We start from the raw sequence: 19,933 nt of genomic DNA, 5'->3' as shown, positions 1-19,933 counted from the left end.
CTTTACTCCCCCTCCAGTGTCAAAGAACCTTGGGTAAAACAAGCCTGCGCGAATGTGGTATAGATGCGGGGCCGTTGGGCTGCGACCTGCACCGCAGGCGATTTCTGCGCAGAAATCGTCACGGAATTCGCGCGAATTCCGGCTAACCGATGAGCCGTTTGATCGCACTTGCATGGCCGGGAATGGCCGCCAGCACGTCCGCGCCCAAGGCGCGGGCGGTGGTCAGCAAATCCTCCGGGACGACAATGCGGTCGATCAGGCCCCAAGCCAGCGCCTCCTCTGCCTCAATCTTCGCCCCTGCCATCAGGATCAGCTTGGCGCGTGCGGGACCAATCAGCGCCACCAGCCGCGCGGGGTCGGCGGGTTGCGGCAGATAGCCCAAGCGCATCACCGGATAGAAAAACTTCGCCCCCGGCACCGCAAGCCGGAGATCGCAGGCCAAAGCCATGCCCATCGCGCCCCCGGCCAGAGTGCCATTCAACGCCGCAATCGTCAGGCTCGGCAGGGTGGCGATGCGGTTGGAGAGCTGATCCCAGATCGGATCGGTGGCAAGCCCCGCCTTCGCCTCCTCCAGATCAGCGCCAGCCGAAAACACGCGGCCCTCCCCCGTCAGGATCAACACCTGCGGCGGATCATCGAGAGCCGCCAGAAGATCCGAGAGCATCGCCTTGCTCAAAGCATTGGCCTTATCCGGGCGCTGCAAGGTCAGCACCAGCAACCCGCCCTCGCGCATAACACCGATCATGCGATCAACCCGACTGCGCGGCGCACCGCATCTTCGCGCAAAGACACATCGCGGCCCAGATAGCCGTCGGCCTCGGGACCACACATCCACACCAGGCACTTGGCAGGCCAATCCGCCGGGATATGCACCGCGAAATCCAACTGGCTGACCGGATTGACCCCGCTCGCCTTGATCTTCACCTGCATATCGGTCGCCACGGTGCCGGGTGACATCCCCAGCACCCTTATGCCATGCGCGGCCTCCTCCAGATGCGCCACGCGGGTCAACATCAACGCGCCGGCCTTGCTGGCGCAATAGCCGCCCCAGCCCTCCAGCGCGTTCACCGCAGCCCCAGACGACACCGTGATGATCGTCCCTGAGCCCTGCACCTTCATCAAAGGCAAAGCCGCGCGCATGCCGTGGAACACACCTTTGAGATTGATATCAATCGCGTCCGAGAACGCCTCAACCCCGGCCTCCGCCAGACGCGCAATCGGCTCGATCACGCCTGCGTTGTTGATCAGCACATCCAGCCGCCCGAACCGCGCCACAACCGCCGCCAAAGCCTGCGCCACGTCCTCCGCATCCGCCACATCGCAGCGCCGCGCCATCGCCTGCGCGCCGATCTCGGCGGCCAACGCTGCAATCTCAGCCTCGGACCGCGCCAGCAAAGCCACCGAAGCGCCCGCGCCCGCAAACGCCCGCGCAGCTGCCGCGCCAATGCCCCGGCTCGCCCCCGTGATCACCACAACCTTACCCTGCATCACAGCCTCCATTCACGCCCACATGACAATTCCGTTTACCCAAAGCCACGCCCCACGGAAAGCCTTGACCCTGCCAGCACTTAGACGGATGCTTATCGGCAATATTTCCATCGGAAAGGCTTCATTATGAAACACTGGAAACTTGCGGGCAGCACCGCAGTTATTGCGATTTTGGCAGGAACCGGCGCTTTTGCCGACGTAACCCCTGAAGAAGTCTGGCAAAACTGGCAAGACATGAGCGCCTCGGCGGGCCAGACCGTCACCTCGGTCAGCGCCGAGCGCGATGGCGATACTCTGGTCGTCTCGGGCGTGACGATCAGCTATGAGAAAGACGGCACCTCGTTCACCAGCACGATTGAGCAGATTGATTTTGCCGATAACGGCGATGGCAGCGTCGATGTCACCACGTCCGACAGCTATCAGATGTCGCTGAAAGCCCCGGCGGCGACCGAGATTGACGGCGCGATGCCGACCGATCTGAAAATCACCCTGACCCAACCCGAAATGGTGGTGACCGCCAGCGGCACCGTTGATGCGCTGAGCTATGAATTTGAAGGCCCCAGCGTGACGGCCAAATTCGAGCCCGGCGATACCGCCGCCGCAGCGCAAGGCAGCTTTGAGGTCGCACTGACCGATTTGTCCGGCAAGTATCTGGTCGAAGGCAACGGTGAGGCCAAAAAGGTCACCTCCGACTTCGCCGCGAAAAGTGTCAAGATCAGCGGCGCGGGCAAAGATGCCGCCGCGAAATCGGATGCTACCTTCAGTGCTACCATCGCCGATGTGGCAGGAAATACCAATGGCAACTTCCTGGGTGCCGCCGCGATGGCCGATATGGCCAAGGCGCTGCAAGGCGGCTTTGCGGTCAACGGCAATTTCAGCCATGGCGCGATGTCCTTCGATCTGGCCGTCACCGAAGACGGCAAGCCGACCAAGATCACTGGTGCATCCGAAGGCGGTGATATGTCGTTTGCGATGGATGCCACCCACCTGCAATTCGGCGCGGGCGGCAAAGCGTTGAACCTGACGATTGCCAGCGCTGACATTCCCTTCCCCGAGTTGAAAGTCGGTTATCAGGAAGCCGCCTTCAACATGCTGATGCCGGTTGGCAAAACCGACGCCCCGGCCGATTTCGCATTTCTGACCAAGCTCGTCGGCTTCACCGTGTCGGATGAAGTCTGGGGCATGTTCGACCCAGCAGGCAGCCTGCCGCACGATCCGGCCACGGTGATCATCGACACCAAGGGCAAGGTCACCATGACCACCGATCTGTTCGACGAGGCCGCGATGGCGGCTTTGGGCGACGCACCTCCCGGTGATCTGAACGCGCTGGACGTGACCGAGTTGAAAGCCTCGGTGGCGGGCGCCGAGTTGACGGGCGCGGGCGCCTTCACCTTTGACAACACCGACAAAACCACCTTCCCCGGCGTGCCGCTGCCCACCGGCAAGATGGATCTGAAGCTGACGGGGGGCAACACGCTGCTTGATAAACTGGTGGCGATGGGCCTTCTGCCGCAAGATCAGGCGATGGGCTTCAAGATGATGGTGTCGATGTTCGCCAATTCGGCGGCGGACAAGGACGAGATGACCTCGACGCTGGAGTTCAAAGACAAGGGCTTTTACGCCAACGGCCAGAAGCTTCAGTAAAGCTCTGCAACGCAACAAAACAGCAAAGGCCGCTCTCACCCGAGCGGCCTTTTTGTTTCGAACCGAAAGAAAACGCTCCAGTGGAGCGTTTTCCGGTTGATTGCTCAAAAGGCGGAGCGCCGTTGAGCAAGGGGCAGTATGCAGCAAACCGTCGGCCTGGAAATCGGGCCGCGCCTGCCATGGGCAGGCAGGCGCGGCCCGATTTGACGCGTGTCAAATCGAGCAAGGCACAAAACCTGCGCGACACGACCCAAAGATTAAAAGTCTTAATTTCACCACCCCAACCAACTGACATAAAACAACATTTTTTGGTCCCAAGTTGGGACCCCGCCCCTACAGCCGCCGCAAACAGTTCTGCGCCAGATACAACTCATCCGCCGCCGGATCGAAGGGTATCCCCGCGTAATCCAAATTCCCCGTCACCGCTGGCCGCGCTATCGCTTGTGGCGCGGGGGTTGGCACCGTCGCCGCCGTCAACGCATTGCCGGTGGTGTCGATCACTCCACCCACCACCAGCCGGGTGCTGAAACTCATGTTCTCAATCCGCCCGCCGACCGCACTGCCCAAAAGATTAAACCCCGCCGACACCGCCGCCTGCTGCAACGCCTGCTTCGGCGTCTTGCCCTCGACCAGCGATTGCGCGCCCTGCACGCCGCCTTGCAAACCAGACCCCACAAACATCAGCTGGATCTGCTCAGACCGCATCAGCGCCGGATTGCCACCCGCAATCCCCACCATGCCAACGATGAACGTGCCAGAGCCGTTGATCACCGCCGCCCCAACATTCCCGGTATCTTGATAAGTCGCCGTGCCGCGCAGCACCGACCCGGCCCCCAGCACCCCAAACGCCGCACCGCCCGACAAAAGCCCCGCCCCCACCACCAAAATCGTCGCCGAGGTGTCGCGGGTGAACTGCGCCACCGCCAATGCCGTCTCCCAACCCTCAACATTGTTGGAAATGCTTTCCGACGATTGCCGTGTGGCTCTGCGCCGCATCGCCTCTACCGCGTTGAAATCATTGCGCCCGCGCCCGATCATCCCCAACAGGTTCGACCGCATCCCGCCCGGATCGCGCGACAACCGCTCGGCCGCATCCAGATAAAACGTGTTGGTTTCCTGATCGACATCCGCCCGCAACCCGTTCCAGTCGGTTTCAAACAGATAGGTCGTCGGCATCAGAAAGCCGTTTTCCACCGAGGTGATCTGCGAGCGCGCCTTGATCTTTTCCGCCCGCAGCGCCCCCCGCAGCATCAGATAGACGCCCTCTTTATTGACGCCCCAACGCTGGCCCTGCGCATCCACCACCACCGTCCACGGCATGGCAAAATCCTTTTTGAAAAAACTTGATGGGCTAAATACGCCCTTACATCTTGAAGTTCGCCCGGAAAGCATGACTTTGAGCCGCAACGAAGTCAAATCCCTTAAGGATGCTGCATGTCCCGTCTCGCCTCGCTGACCGAAGCCCTCCTGCATGCCGCAAAGCTGGCCGGCGCCGAAGCCGCCGACGCAATGGCCCTCTCTGGCACCTCGCAATCCATCGACATCCGCGCAGGCGCTTTGGAGCAAGCCGAACGCTCCGAGGCCACCGAGATCGGGTTACGCGTGCTGATCGGCGGCCGTCAGGCCTGCGTTTCGGCCTCCGATACCTCCCCCGCCACCCTCGCGCGCCTCGCCGAACGCGCCGTCGCCATGGCCCGCGAAGCCCCGAATGACCCCTATGCAGGCCTCGCCGCGCCGGATCAAATCGCCAAACATTGGGACTTGGCCGCCCTGCAACTGGTTGAAGACGCGCCCGAACCCTCTGCCGCGCATTTGGAATCCCTCGCCCGCGAAGCCGAAGCCGCAAGCATGGCCGCTCCCGGCATCACCCAAGTCGAAGCCTCAGCAGGCTATGGCCGTCGCCAAGTCCACCTCGCCGCAAGTAACGGTTTCGCAGGCGGCTACGAACGCTCGTCGCACTCCGTCTCCGCCGTCGCCTTCACCGGGTCCGGCACCGCGATGGAACGGGATTACGCAGGCGAGGGCCGCATCTTCGCCGCCGACATGCCCTCCGCCACCGCCGTCGGAGCCTTAGCGTCTGAGCGCGCCCTCGCCCGCGCAGGGGCCACCAAACCTAAAACCGGCACCTTCCCGGTGATCTTCGACGAACGCGTCGCCTCGTCGCTGATCGGCCACCTGACCAGCGCCATCAACGGCGCCGCCATCGCGCGCGGATCGTCGTGGTTGCTCAATGGCTTAGGCACTCAAGTCCTCCCCGCTCACCTGTCCCTCATCGAAGACCCGCTGCGCCCCCGCATCGGCGGATCGCGGCCCTTCGACGGCGAAGGCCTACCCTCGACCCGCCGCATGGTCGTCGAAAACGGCATCCTCATGGGCTGGACTTTAGACCTCGCCACCGCCCGCCAACTTGGGCTTGAAAGCACCGGCAACGCCGCGCGCGGCACCTCCGCGCCCCCAACCCCCTCATCGTCAAACCTAGACCTCACCCAAGGCGCAGCCACCCGCGCCGACCTGATCCGCGACATGGGCACCGGGCTTTTGATCACCTCAATGATCGGCTCCACCATCAACCCCACCACCGGGGATTATTCGCGCGGGGCCTCCGGCTTCTGGGTCGAGAACGGCGAAATTCTCTACCCGGTGAACGAATGCACCATCGCCGGAAATCTCCGCGACATGCTCAAACGCATCATCCCCGCCAACGACGCCCGCGCGCATCTGTCCACCCGCGTGCCCAGCCTGCTTGTTGAAGGGATGATCCTTGCCGGCGCATGACCTTGCCCTTCTGACCGAAGCTGCCCGTGCCGCAGGCGAAGTGGCCATGCGCTACTGGAAGAACGCGCCCAAAGCTTGGGATAAAGCTGACGCCAGCCCGGTGACAGAGGCGGATCTGGCCTGCAATGACCTGATCCAAGGCATTCTGCGCCGCGCTCGGCCCAGTTACGGTTGGCTGTCCGAGGAAACCCCGGATGATACCGCCCGGCTTGATACCGAATATCAGTTCATAATTGATCCCATCGATGGCACCCGCGCCTTTATCGCCGGAGAGAAACACTTCTCGCACTCTCTCGCCGTCGCCCATAACGGCAGGATCACCGCAGCGGTGGTCTATCTGCCTGCGCTGGATAAACTATATACCGCGACAGAATATGGCCCCGCCCTTTGCGATGGTCAGTTGATCACTTGCAGCCAGAGATCCTTAGCGGATGACCCTAACATCCTGACATCAAAGAACTCTCTTGATCCGCAAAACTGGCCAAACGGTCTGCCAAGTTTCCAACGCAGCTTCCGCGCCTCGCTGGCTTACCGGCTTTGCCTGGTGGCCGATGGCAGTTTTGACGGCATGATCACGTTTATGGATGCGTGGGAATGGGACATTGCCGCAGGCAGCCTGATTGCGGCGCGTGCAGGGGCAAAAGTAACAGATCGTCACGGGTTGGCGCTGGATTTTAACGCAACTGGCGCGCAATCCGCCGGCGCTTTCGCCTGCGCCCCGCTATTGCATGATGATCTGATGATGCTCATAAACGCATAAGGCCGCCCGAAAGCGGCCTTATATGAATGTTTATTCGCAACAATATGAACCGAAATTCATATTATTTCTTTTTAGGCGGCACGAACCGCTTCGACGTATCCTTAGCATCGACCTTGGGCCCTGCGGGCTTGGCAAACGCGGGCTTGCCAAACGACTTGCCCTCCGCGCCATGCGATTTTGACCCAAAGGCTTTACCCGGCTTGCCTTCTGCGGCCCCGTGCGATTTGAACCCAGCCGATTTCGGCGCATAAGCAGGTTTGTCGCCACGCGGCGCATAGGGTTTGGCACCTTCAGCTCGCGGCGCATAAGGCTTGCGATCGCCATCTTCCCGCTTGGCATAAGGCTTGGCACCCTCGGCACGCGGCGCATAGGGCTTGCGATCGCCATCTTCCCGCTTGGCATAAGGCTTGGCACCCTCGGCACGCGGCGCATAGGGCTTACGCTCGCCATCCGCACGCGGGGCATAAGCAGGCTTGTCGCCACGCGGCGCGTAGGGTTTGCGGTCGCCATCTTCGCGCTTGGCGTAGGGCTTGGCACCCTCGGCACGCGGCGCATAAGCGGGTTTATCACCACGCGGCGCGTAAGCAGGCTTATCACCACGCGGGGCGTAGGGCTTGGCTTCGCGCGCCGCATAAGGCTTCGCATCACCATCTTCGCGCTTGGCATAAGGTTTCGGCGCGCGCGGACGCGGCGCTTCAGCAGGTGCAGCCTCAGATCCCTTGATCGGATCATAGCCATCCGCCGCAGCTTCCTCGACCAAACGCGAGGGCTTTGGCACATAAGGCGCTTTCTCGCGCTTCTCATAGGCAGGCTTGTCGTAAGCTGGCTTTTCCGAACGCTCGGCACGCGCCGGACGCTCTGCACGATCCCGAGCAGGGGCGCGCGCCGCACGTTCCGGGCGATCCATCGAAGGCTCGCCTTCCATCCGCTCCATCACAACGCCGTTTTCCAACTCTAGCGTCAGGCCAAACCGGCTGGCCAAAGCTTCAGCGATTTGCACGTAAGTAATGTCTTCCTGCACCCGGATCGCACCAATACCATCCTTGGTGATCGAACCTGCGTCACAGATTTTAGGCAACAGCCAACGCGCTTCGGCACGGCCAGCGCGGCCAACCGACAACGTATACCAAACCGAGGCACCAAATTCGCTGCGTTCGCGCGGGGGGGCGGCTTCGCGGGCTTCGCGCACCGGGCCGGTCTGATCCGACAGAACTTCCGGCGCAGAGCGCCCCGACCGCCAAGATTGCACATAGGCCGCCGCAATCTGTTCGGCGCCAAAACGCTCAATCAACTGCATCGCCATGCCCATCTCGTCGGTCAGATTCTGACCAAACACCGGGTTTTCAAAGATCCGCATATCGTCTTTTGCCTGCACGTCATCCGCCGAAGGAGCCGCACCCCATTCCGCCACAACCTTGGCACCCTGCAACAACCGCTGAGCTTTCTTGAACTCCGACGGTGCCACGATCAGGGCTGAGACGCCCTTCGACCCCGCCCGACCAGTCCGCCCCGAACGGTGCAACAGCGTTTCCGAATTCGACGGAAGGTCAGCGTGGATCACCAACTCCAACCCCGGCAAGTCGATACCGCGCGCAGCCACGTCGGTGGCAATACAAACGTTCGCCCGGCCATTGCGCAAAGCCGTCAACGCATTGGTGCGCTCTTGCTGGCTCAACTCACCTGACAAAGCCACGACTTTGAAGCCGCGATTGCCCATCCGCGCCATCAGATGATTGACGTTGACGCGGGTCTTACAGAACACGATGGCGGTCTTGGCCTCATAAAACCGCAGCATGTTGAAGATCGCATGTTCGCGGTCACGCACGGCCACCGACAAGGCGCGGTATTCGATATCGACGTGCTGCTTGGCCTCGCCCTGCGCCGCAATCCGCAGCGCATTCACTTGGAAATCTTCTGCCAGCTTGGCGATTTCTTTCGGCACGGTGGCCGAGAACATCAGCGTGCGGCGGTCTTCCGGCGAAGCGGCGAGGATATATTCCAGATCCTCGCGGAAGCCCAGATCGAGCATCTCATCGGCTTCGTCCAACACCGCCGCGCGCAGGCCCGACAGGTTCAGCGATTTGCGGTCGATGTGGTCGCGCAGACGACCCGGCGTGCCGACAACGATATGCGCGCCGCGATCCAGCACGCGCTTTTCGGTGCGGTAATCCATGCCGCCGACGCAGGTGGCAATCACAGCCCCCGCCGAGGCGTAAAGCCATTCCAATTCGCGCGCCACTTGCAGCGCCAATTCGCGGGTCGGTGCGATCACCAAGGCCAGCGGATTATCGGCATACAAAAGCTTGTCCATACCGCCCAGAATCTGATCGGCAATCGCGATGCCGAAGGCGACAGTCTTGCCCGAACCCGTTTGCGCCGAGACCAGCACATCGCGGCCCTGCGCATCCGCTTGCAGCATTGCGGTCTGCACTGCGGTGAGGTTTTCATAGCCCTTAGCCGTCAATGCCGCAGCCAAAGGCGCGGCAATCATTTGATCAATCATGTCTTTTCCTGATGGGGGATGGCCTTGGCCATGCCCGTGAAGTCCCATAAAACGGCACCTCATTCCCCATCGCAAGCCGGCCTCCCTGCCACTTGCCCCGGAATCCTCGGGCCGAAGCAGGTCGCATACAGCGAATCGCTCGGCTTGTATATAGCGTAGGGTGCGTGTTTCACGCATCTCCCCCGCCCACTCAGATCATCTTGATGGTGTCCTTGCCGACCGCCAGCATATAGCCGCGCCGCGCAATCGTCTTGACCAGCAACTCGGACACCATCTGATTGCCCAACGCATCACGCAGCCGCTTCACCCGCGTCGCCCCCGCGGCCTCGTCGCAATCGGCGGCATTGCGGCCCGAGATCACGCCCTCGATCTGCGCGCCCGTCAGCACGTCATCATCCATCCGCGCCTCGGCCAGCACCGACAGGGTTTCAATCGCCGCCTCGGTCAGTGCAAATTCCATATCGTTGATATAAACCGCCCGCGCCTCCCGGCTGATAACCAAAGTGCTGACCTGAATCCCCGACCGCTGAATCGCTGAAATCCGCCGGTTGAGCGCGATGATCGTCACCAGAAACACCAATGCCGCCACCATCAGCGCGGTGGCAAACACCAGAAGCACGAAGATCACCGAGCGGTAACTGTTCAACACCTCGGAAAATGACGTCCCAGACTGCGCCAAAATCTCCAGAAGTTTGATCTCGGCCCCGGTGTTGAGGTTGTTGTTCTCCACAAACAACCGCTCTACCCGTGCGTTGAACGCATTGGCATCCGGCAGGTTCAGAAACAGAAACACCGCAGCGCCCAGCAAGATCAACACAATCGCCGCGATCCCACCCGCAACCACCCGGTTGCCCGCCTTCAGCACATCAGTAGCGGAGGAAGTACTCTCCTGCACTGGCTTTCCTTTCACCCAAACCTTCGGGGCCGAACGTGGACAATACGTTCAGCAAAGTCCAGCCACCCGCCGCCAGCCTCGGCTTAAGTTCGCTTTTTGCAGCGCCCTTGTTTCCACAAGCGCCATCGGAAACCTGCGCCACGCCATAATGCAGCCGCAATGGGCTGTCCTGCTTGGCCTTGTAATCGGCATAACATTCAGCGCTCGCCGGCAGCGCCACGCCAAAAGCCAAAATTGCCGCAAGTAACAGGCGCATCATCTGCACTCCCTAAATCGTTACCTGCACCTTGGGCATAACTGCGCAGCTATTCAATATCGAAGCGGGTTTACGGCGCTGCTATCGCATATCAGCCGACGGATATTGCTTGGCCGGACGTTGAACGACCAGTCTCAGGTATCGGCCTTATGCCAGAGGCCCACCCAATGCATCCCATAAGAAGGAGGTCAAAATGTCCAACACATCCTACGCATCCGAGACCCTCGCCGAAACCATCCACGCCCTGCGCGACACCCGGCACACCCCGATGTTCACCATGAAACGTCAGGCCAATATCTTTGTGATCCTGCTGATGGCGATCTCGCTGCTGGCCGCCACCGCGATGCCGTCGCATGCCGACAAGCGCGGCGACAATCTTGCCAAGATCATCGCGGGCGCTTTGGTGATCGGGCTGATCGCCAACAGCATCGACAACAACAAGCACCACGACAAACCGAAGCCGCACAAACCGCAACCTTACCCCGAGCCCGTCTACCAGCCCCGCGTGCCCTCGGTCTGCGCGATTTCCATCGACAGCAATTCCGGCAATGCGGTGACAATGTATTCGCAGAATTGCCTGCGCCGTGAGGGTTTCGATTACCGCCTGCCGAACTGCGCCCGCGATGTGCGGATTTATGGCGAGGCTGACCGGGTCTATTCCGCGCAATGCCTGCGCGACGCGGGCTTCCGCTTGGGGCGTTAGGCCACAGAATCCGGGCCGCACCCCGATCCCTTAGCGGCCCGACCCTTGGGGGCGAAGGTTTGAGCAGCTTCGCCCCCCTTTTTTTGCCAAGCATTTCACGCTACGCGAAATGAATGGAAAAACTCTCCGCCCATTTCGACTACGAATCCGCCGCCCACGCGCTAGGCCATGCCCATATCGCGGGCGTCGATGAGGTGGGCCGAGGCCCGCTCGCTGGCCCCGTCACCGCCGCCGCCGTCATCCTAGATCCGGCACATATCCCCGCCGGTCTGGCCGATTCCAAAGCCCTGACCGCCGCCCGTCGCGAAGCACTTTACGAATCGATCCTCGCCACCGCCCAGTGCTGCATCGCCCATGCGTCGGTCGAGGAAATCGACAGCCTTAACATCCTGCGCGCCAGCCATCTCGCGATGGAGCGCGCCGTCGCAGGTCTTGCCATTCCGCCCGACCATATCCTCATCGACGGCAACCTCATTCCTGCGAATCTGAAGGGCCGCGCGCAGGCGATCGTCAAGGGCGATGCCAAATCACTTTCCATCGCCGCCGCTTCGATCATCGCCAAAGTGGCGCGTGATCGCATCATGGTGGATTTGGCGCAACAATACCCCGGCTACGGCTGGGAGGCGAACGCCGGATACCCGACAAAGTTGCATCAGTTGGCTCTCCTAAATCTTGGGGTCACGCCTGCGCATAGACGTTCGTTCAAACCTATCCACAAGATGTTGTATCAAGACAAATCTGTAACCCCTTGATTCAATAAAGAATTTGACGAGTTATCCACAATGACTCATTCTCTGCATCAACAAACGGTGAATAACACCGAGGGCAGAGGCAGAACATGGCGACGAAAAGCAAACCGGCGGTGGATCATGTCCTTCCGCTGAACCAAATCCTTGATGGCGACTGTATCGAGCGGATGAACGCGCTTCCGGCAGGCTCAATAGACCTGATCTTCGCCGACCCCCCCTATAACCTGCAGTTGAAAGGCGATCTGCATCGCCCCGACAACTCCAAGGTCGATGCGGTGGATGATCACTGGGACCAATTCTCCAGCTTTGCCGCCTATGACAAATTCACCCGTGAATGGTTGGCGGCGGCGAAACGCCTGCTGAAGCCAAACGGCGCAATCTGGGTGATTGGCAGCTATCACAACATCTTCCGCGTCGGTTCCGCCCTGCAAGATCAGGGCTACTGGATGCTGAACGATGTGGTCTGGCGCAAATCCAACCCGATGCCGAACTTCCGCGGCAAACGCCTGACCAATGCGCATGAAACCCTGATCTGGGCCTCGCGCGATGAGGATTCTAAATACACCTTCAACTACGAAGCCCTGAAAGAGTTGAATGACGGCGTGCAAATGCGCTCCGACTGGGTGCTGCCAATCTGCACCGGGCATGAGCGCCTGAAGGATGAGCACGGCGACAAAGCCCACCCGACGCAAAAGCCCGAATCTTTGCTGCACCGCGTCTTGATCGCCACCACCAATACCGGCGACGTTGTGCTTGACCCGTTCTTCGGCACCGGCACCACCGGCGCTGTCGCCAAAATGCTGGGCCGCGATTTCATCGGCATCGAACGCGAAGAAGCCTACCGCAAAGTCGCCGCCGAGCGCATCTCCCGCGTCCGCCGCTTTGACGCCAGCGCCTTGGAAATCACCGGCAGCAAACGCTCGGAACCCCGCGTGCCCTTCGGCCAAGTGGTGGAACGCGGCATGCTGCGCCCCGGTGAAGAACTCTATTCCGTGGGCAGCCGCTTCAGCGCCAAAGTCCGCGCCGATGGCACCCTTGTGGGCCTTGACGTGAAAGGCTCGATCCACCAAGTCGGTGCCGCCTATGAAGGTGCGCCGTCGTGCAACGGCTGGACCTATTGGCACTTCAAGCGCGACGGTAAGATGATCCCAATCGACATCTTGCGCCAACAAATCCGCGCCGAGATGGAGGCCGACCAAGGCCGCCCGCACTAGCAGTGGTGGGTTAGAACCCACCCCACCCCCCAGATTTCGAACGCCTGTGTCATGGTTCCGCCCATGACACCACTGCCTCAGCATGCACGTCATGCTGAGGTTTTTTCCGTTAGGCCGCCCGCCCAACCTGCGCTAGCATCCCCACATTGTCGCCAGATATTTGAGCCAGCCATGCAGCCTGACCTGCCCAGCCTGACCCGCATTTGCCAAACCGAGGAAGCGGCCCTTAGGACGATTTTCGAGGATATTTCTGCGGCTTTCGCCCCGCCCTACGATGCGAAAATCCGCGCCCAGATCACCACCCTGCTCGCCCGTGCCGAGCCGCATCGCCATGCCCTGCAACGCACGCACAGCTTTCATCTGCAAAGCCCCGCCTTGCGCGCCCTGCCGATGCACGCCGCTGAGCGACAATATTTTGATGGTGTTCTGCGCCATCTGCGGCTGTATCCCACCGCCATCATCCGCCTGCAAACCGCGCTGCGCCATCGCCTGCCGCTGTTTCCGCCCACCCCGCCGCCCTATGGCCCCGAGGCGCAGACCCTCGCGCTGCATTCTCGCACTTGGGACCGCATGCACGCCCATCTCAGCCCGCATACGCCCAATCTTTACCACGACACCCCCGGCCACCACGGCGATCTGCCCTATCCCAGCACGGATTTCCTACGCTACGCGATGGCCGCGCGGCGGATTTGCTTGGCGATGGACAAACACGCCCCGGCGTTTCTGGATGTCGGCTGCGGCATCGGATTGAAGGTGTTCCAAGCCGCCGAATTATTCACCCAAGCCGACGGTCTGGAATATGAACCTGCCCACGCCGCCATGGGGCAAGCGATGATGCAGCGCGGCGGTTGGCCCGATGTCCGCATCTTCCACGCTGACGCGCTGACATTTGAGCATTACGGCAACTATGACGTGCTTTATGTCCACAAACCGATGTATGGCGCGGCGCTGGAGCAGATGGAGGCGCGGCTGATCGGCCAAGCCCACCCCGGCACCCTGCTGATCGCGCCCTACACCGATTTCACCACCCGGTTTGAAACCCTTGGCTGCGCGCGGATTGAGGGGTTTCTCTACATCATCCGGGCAGATAAATCGCTGCCTGCGATCCTGAAACGCGCCAAGAAAGTAGGCTGCGCCCTACCCGCACGTCCGAAAAACGGCTATGCGGAGGATGGCTTTCTGGCGCCGCTTCACGTTGTCCTGCGGCGCTGGGGGCATGGCGATTAGTGGGCAGGCAAGCCCTTCGGATCAGCGTTCAGGCCTTTGTTATACGCGTGCCAGTCGACAATATCCGGATAATACTGCGCCCGCCATGCCTTGACCCGCCTATTCATCAACCGTTTCCACAAAGGTGGCACCATCGCCGCCATCGTCATCACCGGATAGCCATAGGGCAGTTGCGGGGCTTCATCAGCGCTGTAGGTTTGCAGCAGCGGAAACCGCCGATCCGGTTTGTAATGATGATCGGAATGGCGCTGCAAATTGATCAGCAGCCAGTTTGAGGCCCGGTGCGAGGCGTTCCAGCTGTGGCGCGGCAGCACATGTTCATAGCGCCCCTCGCCCAGATAGCGGCGGGTCAGCCCGTAATGTTCAATATAATTCACCAGTTCCAACTGCCAGACCGCCACCCAAGCCTGCCACAAAAACAGCGCCAGACCGATCCAACCACCCAAGGCCAAAGCCAGCAGCAACATCGCGCCCTGCAGGCCCCAATAGCGCCAATAGGGGCTAGATTTATCCAACGGTTTCAGCCCCTTGCGCGCCAGCATCGCGGCTTCGGCATTCCATGCCGAGAGGTGACATTGCAGCAAAACCCGCGGGAAAAACCGATGAAAGCCTTCGTTATAGCGCGCCGTCACCGGATCGCGCGGGGTTGCGACATAAAGATGATGCACCCGCAGATGTTCTGATCGGAAATGGCTGTAGAGCACCGAAGCCAGCAGCAGATCACCCAAAGCCCGCTCCCACGCCGGTTTCTGGTGCATCAGCTCATGCGCGTAATTGATGCCGATGGTGCCCGAGACCACGCCCATACCGAAAAACAGCCCGATCTTTTCCGCAGCGCCCAAATCCGCCGCCTGCGGCACATACCACAGCATCCAACACAGCAGGGTAAACTGCGCCGGAAACCAGATCAGCGTGACAAGGCGGTAGTATTTCAGCCCCGCTTCCGGCGTATTCAGATCGGCATTGTCCTCATTCCGTCCCGTCACCGCATCCAGCAGCGAGAACATACCCCAAGCATAAAGCGGCAGCGCCAGCACGAACCAACCGCCCCACAGCGCCGCCAGCACCGCCACCGGGATCATCCCCAAAGACAGCCAGAACGGCAGAGCGTTTTGCAGGCGTTGCACATCAGCGCTAGGAATTGTGGACATTGAGGCCCCCTTTTCGGGCCACTCTAGCGCAAAATCCAACCCACTCAACGCGGCGTTTTGCCTTGGAACGCAAGGTCATAAGCCTTGCGCATCAGGGTTGGCAGATCATCAGGGTTTAGCTGCATAAACTCGCCTCGTTGCGGATTGGCATCAGAATCGCTGGTCCTCACCTGCAAGATTAGGTGGAAATGTGTGAACGTATGCTTAACTTCGCCCAAGCTTTGCCAATCCGCCGCAAATGGCGCGCCCAAGGCCGTGCCATCCCAGCCGTCGCTCGGAAACCCCAGCATCCCACCCAGCAACCCCCGCTCCGCCCGCCGCTCGACCAAAACCAGCCCGCCGCGTGTGGCCAGCCAAGCCACCCCCTGCCGCACAGGCTTTTCAGCCTTCTCCAGCTTGCGCGGTAATTCTGCAGCAATGCCAAGGTGTTGTGCCTCACATACCCCCAACAACGGGCAAATCCCACAAGCCGGATTGCGCGGTGTGCAGATCGTGGCACCCAGATCCATCACCGCTTGCGCATAATCTCCGGGGCGCAGATCGGGCGTCACCAACCCCGCCAATCGCACCAATTCCGGCTTTGACCCCGGAAGCGGATCAAGTACCGCAAACAACCGCGCCATCACCCGTTCGACATTGCCATCGACCACCACCGCAGGCTCGTCATAGCAAATCGCCGCCACCGCCGACGCCGTATAAGGCCCCACCCCCGGCAAAGCCCTCATCCCCAGCGCCGAGGCCGGAAACACCCCGCCATGATTGCGCACCACCGTCCGCGCGCAGGCGAGCAGATTGCGGGCGCGGGCGTAATAGCCAAGTCCCGCCCATTCCGCCATCACCTCGCCGTCCTGCGCCGCCGCCAAATCCTCAACCCTCGGCCAGCGCGCGACAAACCGTTGAAAATATGCAGTAACCGCCGCCACCGTGGTCTGCTGCAACATCACTTCCGACATCCAGACCCGGTAGGGATCGGGCCGCGCACCACCCGCCCGCGCCGCAGGGCCGATCCGCCACGGCATCACCCGCGCCGACCTGTCATACCAGCCCAGCAAGCGCTGGCTTACTTCTGCGTCACGCAATCTTTATCCCCTTGCCCCCGCCGACCCTTGGCGAACCCGCCGTCCTACCGTTAGAATAGCCCGAACCACGGATAGGACCAGATGGCCCGCACGCCCAGCCCACTTCCCTCTGCCCATCGCCGCATTCGCGGCTTTGAAGCCACATCGGGGCTGCTGAAGGATCAGATCCGCAAGGTTGGCGAATCTCGTGGCTTTGCCGTGGCCCGCCTGCTGACCCATTGGCCCGAGATCGCGGGCGAAGATATGGCCCGCATCACGCGGCCCGTCAAAGTCGGCTATGGCCGCGAGGGTATGGGCGCGTCGCTGACGCTGCTCACCACCGGGCCAAACGCCCCGATCATCGAAATGCAAAAAGAAAAGCTGCGCGAAAAGGTCAACGCCGTCTACGGCTATGCCGCCATCTCGCGCATCCTGATCACCCAGACCGCCGCTACAGGTTTCGCCGAAGGTCAGGCCGAATTCATGGCCAAACCGAAAGCCCCCCCTGCACCCGATCCGACAATTTTGGCCGAGGCCGCCCGCACCGCCGCCCCGATCCAGAATGACGACCTGCGCCAAGCCCTTGAACGGCTGGGCCAAAACATCCTAAATCGCCGCAAACTTAAGGAAAGCTGACCCATGGCCAAAACCCTCGCAACCACCGCCGCTCTGGCCCTGATCGCGGGCCTTGGCCTGTCGTCACTCACCCATGCGCAGACCACCGCGCCCACAGCCACCACCACCGAAGTGCCCGCCACCCCGGCCACTCCGGTTGTGATCGACCCGGCCACCATCGCCGATTACGGCATCGGCCAGATCGACGCCAAGGTGAAGATAGTCGAATACCTGTCGTTCACCTGCCCACATTGCGCCGACTTCCACGCCGAGATCTACCCGCAATTGAAGGCCGACTACATCGACACCGGCAAGGTCCGCCTTGAATATCACGAGGTCTATTTCGACCGCTACGGCCTCTGGGCCGCGATGATGGCCCGCTGTGGCGGCGAGATGCGCTACATGGGCATCACCGACATCATCTTTGACACCCAGAAGGAGTGGGCCGCCTCGGATGATCCGAACGCTGTCGTTGAGAACCTGAAGAAAATTGGCCGCACCGCCGGGATGGATGACAAAACCCTCGACGCCTGCATGAAAGACGCGCCGATGGCCGAGGCCTTGGTCAAGCATTTTGAAACCAACATGGCGGCGGACAAGGTTGAAGGCACCCCCACCTTCATCATCAACGGCACCAAACATTCCAACATGGCCTACGCCGATATGAAAGCGTTGCTCGACGCCGAACTGGCGAAGTAAATGAACACTCCACTGGCGGGCGTCAAAGTCATTGAACTGGCTCGAATTCTGGCTGGCCCTTGGGCCGGCCAGACCTTGGCCGATCTGGGGGCCGATGTGATCAAAGTCGAGGCGCCCGAGGGCGATGACACCCGCCGCTGGGGCCCTCCGTTTATCGAGCGTGATGGCGACAAATCCGCCGCCTATTTCTACGCCACCAACCGCGGCAAACGCTCGATCACCTGCGATTTTCGCACGCCAGAGGGGCAGGAAACCGTCCGCCGTCTGATCGCCGATGCCGATGTGCTGATTGAGAATTTCAAAGTCGGCGGCCTTGCCAAATACGGCCTCGACTATGCCTCTCTCAGTAAAATAAACCCCAAGCTGGTCTATTGCTCGGTCACGGGCTTTGGCCAAACCGGCCCATATGCCCACCGGGCGGGCTATGATTTCATCATCCAAGGCATGGCTGGCCTGATGTCGGTCACGGGCGAGCCCGGCGGTCAACCGCAAAAAGTCGGCGTCGCCGTCACCGATGTGTTCACCGGAGTTTACTCCGCCACCGCCATCCTCGCCGCCCTTCTCCAACGTGGCCGCACTGGCGTCGGCCAACACATCGACATGTCACTCCTCGATGTCGCCACCTCGATCATGGCCAACCAGTCGATGAACTACCTCGTCTCCGGCACCCCCCCCGGCATGATGGGCAACGCCCACCCCAACCTCGCCCCCTACGCCGTGTTCGATTGCGCCGACGGCTGGATCATCCTCGCCACCGGAAACGACGCCCAATACCGCCGCCTTTGCACGATCTTGGGGCTGGACGACATGGCCACCGCCCCAAAATTCGCCACCAACGCCGACCGCATCGCCAACCGGGTGGAGATGACTGCCCGCATCACCGCCGCGACCAAAACCTGGACCAAAGCCGCCCTCCTCGCCGCCTGCGAAACCGAAGGCGTCCCCGCAGGCCCGATCAACAGCCTTGATGAAGTCTTCGCCGACCCACAAGTCATCGCCCGCCAAATGCAAATCGCCCCGGAAGGCCTCCCCGGAGTCCGCTCCCCAATGACCTTCTCCGGCGCAGAATTATCGCTAGACCGCCCCGCCCCCAAACTGGGTGAGCATCAAGACGAAGTGTAGGGTGCGTGATTTCACGCACCGCTCCCTCCCCAAGAACAACACAGGGCAACGCCTGACCGCCGGGTGGGCGAGCCACAGAATTTCTAGGCGTTTTATGCCTCAACAAACCCCACAGATATTCTAAGCGAGACACCACAAAAGCGCCCGCCCGAGGGGGCGGTCAGGCGCTGCCCGGCGGCGCTAAAGCGCCTTGATTCCGGGCTGGGAGGTTTGCTTGGGAGGTTGGGAGACAAAAACTCAAAAATGACAGGCGGGCGGCGATGTCCATAAATTTGCGTAAACTACGGGTTGCGGTTCAGCTTCTCCCTAATCTCCAACATCGCCTCATAATACATGTTCGAAATACCGTCTATTTTCCTGAATTTCTGATCGACCGCATGAAAAAACTCAACCGAAATTTCATTGACTAAACTCTTGTTAATACCGAATCGATCAAGCCAAATTGCGGCCAAAGCTAGGCTCAGGACTCATTGATCATATCCAGAAGATGACGATGGCTGCTATGGCGATGGCTGACATGAAAGTGTGGGCGCAGCGGTCGTAGCGGGTGTGGATACGCCTCCAGTCCTTGAGTTTGCCGAACATGTTTTCGATTTTGTGCCGCTTGCGGTAAAGCAGTCTGTCGTGCGGTGTCTGGATTTTCCTGTTGGATTTTGATGGGATACAGGCCTCGATCTTCCGATCTGCAAGGGCGTCTCGCAGCCAGTCGGCATCGTAGCCCTTGTCGGCAAGGAGCGCCTTCGTCGGGGGCAGGCTTGACAGCAAGGCCGCCGCCCCGGTGTAGTCACTGACTTGGCCTGCGGTCAGAAACAGGCTGCGCGGGCGGCCTTCGCTGTCGCAGACAGCGTGCAGCTTCGAGTTCAACCCGCCTTTGGTGCGTCCGATATACCGGGGAAGAGCCCCTTTTTGAGCAGGCTGGCTGCTGTGCGGTGCGCCTTCAGGTGAGTGGCATCGATCATCAACTCGGCTGTCTCGCCGCCGCCTTTTGCCAGTTCCAGGAAGATGCGTCCGAACACGCCCAACTCGCTCCAGCGGATGAAACGGTTGTAGATTGTCTTGTGTGGCCCGTAGCTT

At 60.9% G+C, this 19,933-nt stretch carries 18 protein-coding genes and 1 pseudogene; 10 read left to right on the top strand and 9 right to left on the bottom strand.

Annotated elements, in window-relative coordinates:
* Positions 1-142: 142 nt before the first annotated feature.
* Both AKV04_RS08525 and AKV04_RS08520 read right to left on the bottom strand, forming a co-directional pair.
* Entirely contained in the window at positions 143-745 is a 603-nt protein-coding gene (locus tag AKV04_RS08525) for an enoyl-CoA hydratase/isomerase family protein (RefSeq protein ID WP_054006032.1), read from the bottom strand.
* Positions 742-1,488: an SDR family oxidoreductase gene (locus tag AKV04_RS08520; RefSeq protein ID WP_054006039.1), complete on the bottom strand. Its 747-nt coding sequence runs from the start codon at positions 1,486-1,488 to the stop codon at positions 742-744. The genes AKV04_RS08525 and AKV04_RS08520 overlap by 4 nt, the downstream gene beginning before the upstream one ends.
* 126 nt (positions 1,489-1,614) lie before the next feature.
* Here AKV04_RS08520 and AKV04_RS08515 point away from each other — a divergent pair, with 126 nt between their 5' ends.
* Positions 1,615-3,132 carry a DUF2125 domain-containing protein gene (locus AKV04_RS08515; RefSeq protein WP_054006031.1) on the top strand — a complete coding sequence of 506 codons (1,518 nt, stop codon included), beginning with the start codon at positions 1,615-1,617 and terminating at the stop codon, positions 3,130-3,132.
* 333 nt (positions 3,133-3,465) lie between these two features.
* On the opposite strand, the gene AKV04_RS08510 is transcribed toward AKV04_RS08515, so the two are convergent.
* Positions 3,466-4,452, bottom strand: a complete 987-nt coding sequence (locus tag AKV04_RS08510; RefSeq protein ID WP_054006030.1) for a hypothetical protein — start codon at positions 4,450-4,452, stop codon at positions 3,466-3,468.
* 114 nt (positions 4,453-4,566) lie between these two features.
* Between AKV04_RS08510 and AKV04_RS08505 the strand changes: the two genes are divergently transcribed.
* Together AKV04_RS08505 and AKV04_RS08500 are read left to right on the top strand one after the other, a co-directional pair.
* Complete coding sequence (locus AKV04_RS08505) at positions 4,567-5,907, top strand: TldD/PmbA family protein (protein ID WP_054006029.1); 1,341 nt, start codon at positions 4,567-4,569, stop codon at positions 5,905-5,907.
* Complete coding sequence (locus AKV04_RS08500; RefSeq protein ID WP_054006028.1) at positions 5,894-6,667, top strand: 3'(2'),5'-bisphosphate nucleotidase CysQ; 774 nt, start codon at positions 5,894-5,896, stop codon at positions 6,665-6,667. Before AKV04_RS08505 ends, AKV04_RS08500 begins: the two co-directional genes overlap by 14 nt.
* 61 nt (positions 6,668-6,728) lie before the next feature.
* Here the strand turns inward: AKV04_RS08500 and AKV04_RS08495 are convergent, their stop codons facing one another.
* The 3 genes from AKV04_RS08495 to AKV04_RS08485 all read right to left on the bottom strand — a co-directional run bounded on the left by AKV04_RS08495 (position 6,729) and on the right by AKV04_RS08485 (position 10,324).
* Positions 6,729-9,170 (bottom strand): DEAD/DEAH box helicase, encoded by a 2,442-nt coding sequence (locus tag AKV04_RS08495; RefSeq protein ID WP_054006027.1) that lies wholly within the window; start codon positions 9,168-9,170, stop codon positions 6,729-6,731.
* Between the two features lie 190 nt (positions 9,171-9,360).
* Positions 9,361-10,065: a winged helix-turn-helix domain-containing protein gene (locus AKV04_RS08490; protein WP_156317423.1), complete on the bottom strand. Its 705-nt coding sequence runs from the start codon at positions 10,063-10,065 to the stop codon at positions 9,361-9,363.
* Positions 10,037-10,324 carry a hypothetical protein gene (locus AKV04_RS08485; protein WP_054006026.1) on the bottom strand — a complete coding sequence of 96 codons (288 nt, stop codon included), beginning with the start codon at positions 10,322-10,324 and terminating at the stop codon, positions 10,037-10,039. Before AKV04_RS08485 ends, AKV04_RS08490 begins: the two co-directional genes overlap by 29 nt.
* A 190-nt stretch (positions 10,325-10,514) precedes the next feature.
* On the opposite strand from AKV04_RS08485, the gene AKV04_RS08480 reads away from it, so the two are divergent.
* The 4 genes from AKV04_RS08480 (at position 10,515) to AKV04_RS08465 (ending at position 14,214) form a co-directional block, all read left to right on the top strand.
* Positions 10,515-11,024, top strand: coding sequence for a hypothetical protein (locus AKV04_RS08480; RefSeq protein ID WP_054006025.1), 510 nt, complete (start codon positions 10,515-10,517; stop codon positions 11,022-11,024).
* A gap of 113 nt (positions 11,025-11,137) precedes the next feature.
* Positions 11,138-11,776 (top strand): ribonuclease HII, encoded by a 639-nt coding sequence (locus AKV04_RS08475; RefSeq protein WP_054006024.1) that lies wholly within the window; start codon positions 11,138-11,140, stop codon positions 11,774-11,776.
* 86 nt (positions 11,777-11,862) lie between these two features.
* Complete coding sequence (locus tag AKV04_RS08470; protein WP_054006023.1) at positions 11,863-12,987, top strand: site-specific DNA-methyltransferase; 1,125 nt, start codon at positions 11,863-11,865, stop codon at positions 12,985-12,987.
* A 171-nt stretch (positions 12,988-13,158) separates the two neighbouring features.
* The gene (locus AKV04_RS08465) at positions 13,159-14,214 is read left to right on the top strand and encodes a class I SAM-dependent methyltransferase (protein ID WP_054006022.1); all 1,056 of its coding nucleotides are present in this window, start codon (positions 13,159-13,161) and stop codon (positions 14,212-14,214) included.
* Here the strand turns inward: AKV04_RS08465 and AKV04_RS08460 are convergent.
* A complete protein-coding gene (locus AKV04_RS08460; RefSeq protein WP_156317422.1) occupies positions 14,211-15,365 on the bottom strand; it encodes an alkane 1-monooxygenase in 1,155 nt (384 codons plus the stop codon). The two genes, AKV04_RS08465 and AKV04_RS08460, sit on opposite strands and share 4 nt — an antisense overlap.
* 44 nt (positions 15,366-15,409) lie before the next feature.
* Positions 15,410-16,384, bottom strand: a complete 975-nt coding sequence (locus AKV04_RS08455) for an A/G-specific adenine glycosylase (protein ID WP_082351564.1) — start codon at positions 16,382-16,384, stop codon at positions 15,410-15,412.
* Positions 16,385-16,525: 141 nt separating this feature from the next.
* Here AKV04_RS08455 and AKV04_RS08450 point away from each other — a divergent pair, with 141 nt between their 5' ends.
* Genes AKV04_RS08450 through AKV04_RS08440 form a run of 3 tightly spaced genes read left to right on the top strand, consistent with a single transcriptional unit; the run spans position 16,526 to position 18,859 of the window.
* Positions 16,526-17,059 carry a DUF721 domain-containing protein gene (locus AKV04_RS08450; RefSeq protein WP_054006020.1) on the top strand — a complete coding sequence of 178 codons (534 nt, stop codon included), beginning with the start codon at positions 16,526-16,528 and terminating at the stop codon, positions 17,057-17,059.
* Positions 17,060-17,062: 3 nt separating this feature from the next.
* A complete protein-coding gene (locus tag AKV04_RS08445) occupies positions 17,063-17,737 on the top strand; it encodes a DsbA family protein (RefSeq protein ID WP_054006019.1) in 675 nt (224 codons plus the stop codon).
* On the top strand, positions 17,738-18,859 hold the full coding sequence (locus AKV04_RS08440; RefSeq protein WP_054006018.1) for a CaiB/BaiF CoA transferase family protein: 1,122 nt from the start codon (positions 17,738-17,740) through the stop codon (positions 18,857-18,859). It abuts the gene before it with no gap.
* 474 nt (positions 18,860-19,333) lie between these two features.
* Here the strand turns inward: AKV04_RS08440 and AKV04_RS08435 are convergent.
* Positions 19,334-19,933 (bottom strand): annotated as a pseudogene (locus AKV04_RS08435) (IS5 family transposase); the annotation flags it as partial.

It is taken from the genome of Cypionkella psychrotolerans (assembly GCF_001294535.1).
Taxonomy (GTDB): Bacteria; Pseudomonadota; Alphaproteobacteria; order Rhodobacterales; family Rhodobacteraceae; genus Cypionkella; species Cypionkella psychrotolerans.
This window is presented reverse-complemented; position numbering and strand designations above follow the sequence as displayed.

Excerpts from the sequence above, each read along its gene's own strand:
- AKV04_RS08520 (WP_054006039.1), bottom strand. The coding sequence starts at position 1,488 with ATGCAGGGTAAGGTTGTGGTGATCACGGGGGCGAGCCGGGGCATTGGC.
- AKV04_RS08495 (WP_054006027.1), bottom strand. The coding sequence starts at position 9,170 with ATGATTGATCAAATGATTGCCGCGCCTTTGGCTGCGGCATTGACGGCT.
- AKV04_RS08460 (WP_156317422.1), bottom strand. The coding sequence starts at position 15,365 with ATGTCCACAATTCCTAGCGCTGATGTGCAACGCCTGCAAAACGCTCTG.
- AKV04_RS08515 (WP_054006031.1), top strand. The coding sequence starts at position 1,615 with ATGAAACACTGGAAACTTGCGGGCAGCACCGCAGTTATTGCGATTTTG.
- AKV04_RS08450 (WP_054006020.1), top strand. The coding sequence starts at position 16,526 with ATGGCCCGCACGCCCAGCCCACTTCCCTCTGCCCATCGCCGCATTCGC.
- AKV04_RS08510 (WP_054006030.1), bottom strand. The coding sequence starts at position 4,452 with ATGCCGTGGACGGTGGTGGTGGATGCGCAGGGCCAGCGTTGGGGCGTC.
- AKV04_RS08455 (WP_082351564.1), bottom strand. The coding sequence starts at position 16,384 with ATGCCGTGGCGGATCGGCCCTGCGGCGCGGGCGGGTGGTGCGCGGCCC.
- AKV04_RS08485 (WP_054006026.1), bottom strand. The coding sequence starts at position 10,324 with ATGATGCGCCTGTTACTTGCGGCAATTTTGGCTTTTGGCGTGGCGCTG.
- AKV04_RS08440 (WP_054006018.1), top strand. The coding sequence starts at position 17,738 with ATGAACACTCCACTGGCGGGCGTCAAAGTCATTGAACTGGCTCGAATT.
- AKV04_RS08470 (WP_054006023.1), top strand. The coding sequence starts at position 11,863 with ATGGCGACGAAAAGCAAACCGGCGGTGGATCATGTCCTTCCGCTGAAC.
- AKV04_RS08525 (WP_054006032.1), bottom strand. The coding sequence starts at position 745 with ATGATCGGTGTTATGCGCGAGGGCGGGTTGCTGGTGCTGACCTTGCAG.
- AKV04_RS08480 (WP_054006025.1), top strand. The coding sequence starts at position 10,515 with ATGTCCAACACATCCTACGCATCCGAGACCCTCGCCGAAACCATCCAC.
- AKV04_RS08475 (WP_054006024.1), top strand. The coding sequence starts at position 11,138 with ATGGAAAAACTCTCCGCCCATTTCGACTACGAATCCGCCGCCCACGCG.
- AKV04_RS08445 (WP_054006019.1), top strand. The coding sequence starts at position 17,063 with ATGGCCAAAACCCTCGCAACCACCGCCGCTCTGGCCCTGATCGCGGGC.
- AKV04_RS08465 (WP_054006022.1), top strand. The coding sequence starts at position 13,159 with ATGCAGCCTGACCTGCCCAGCCTGACCCGCATTTGCCAAACCGAGGAA.
- AKV04_RS08505 (WP_054006029.1), top strand. The coding sequence starts at position 4,567 with ATGTCCCGTCTCGCCTCGCTGACCGAAGCCCTCCTGCATGCCGCAAAG.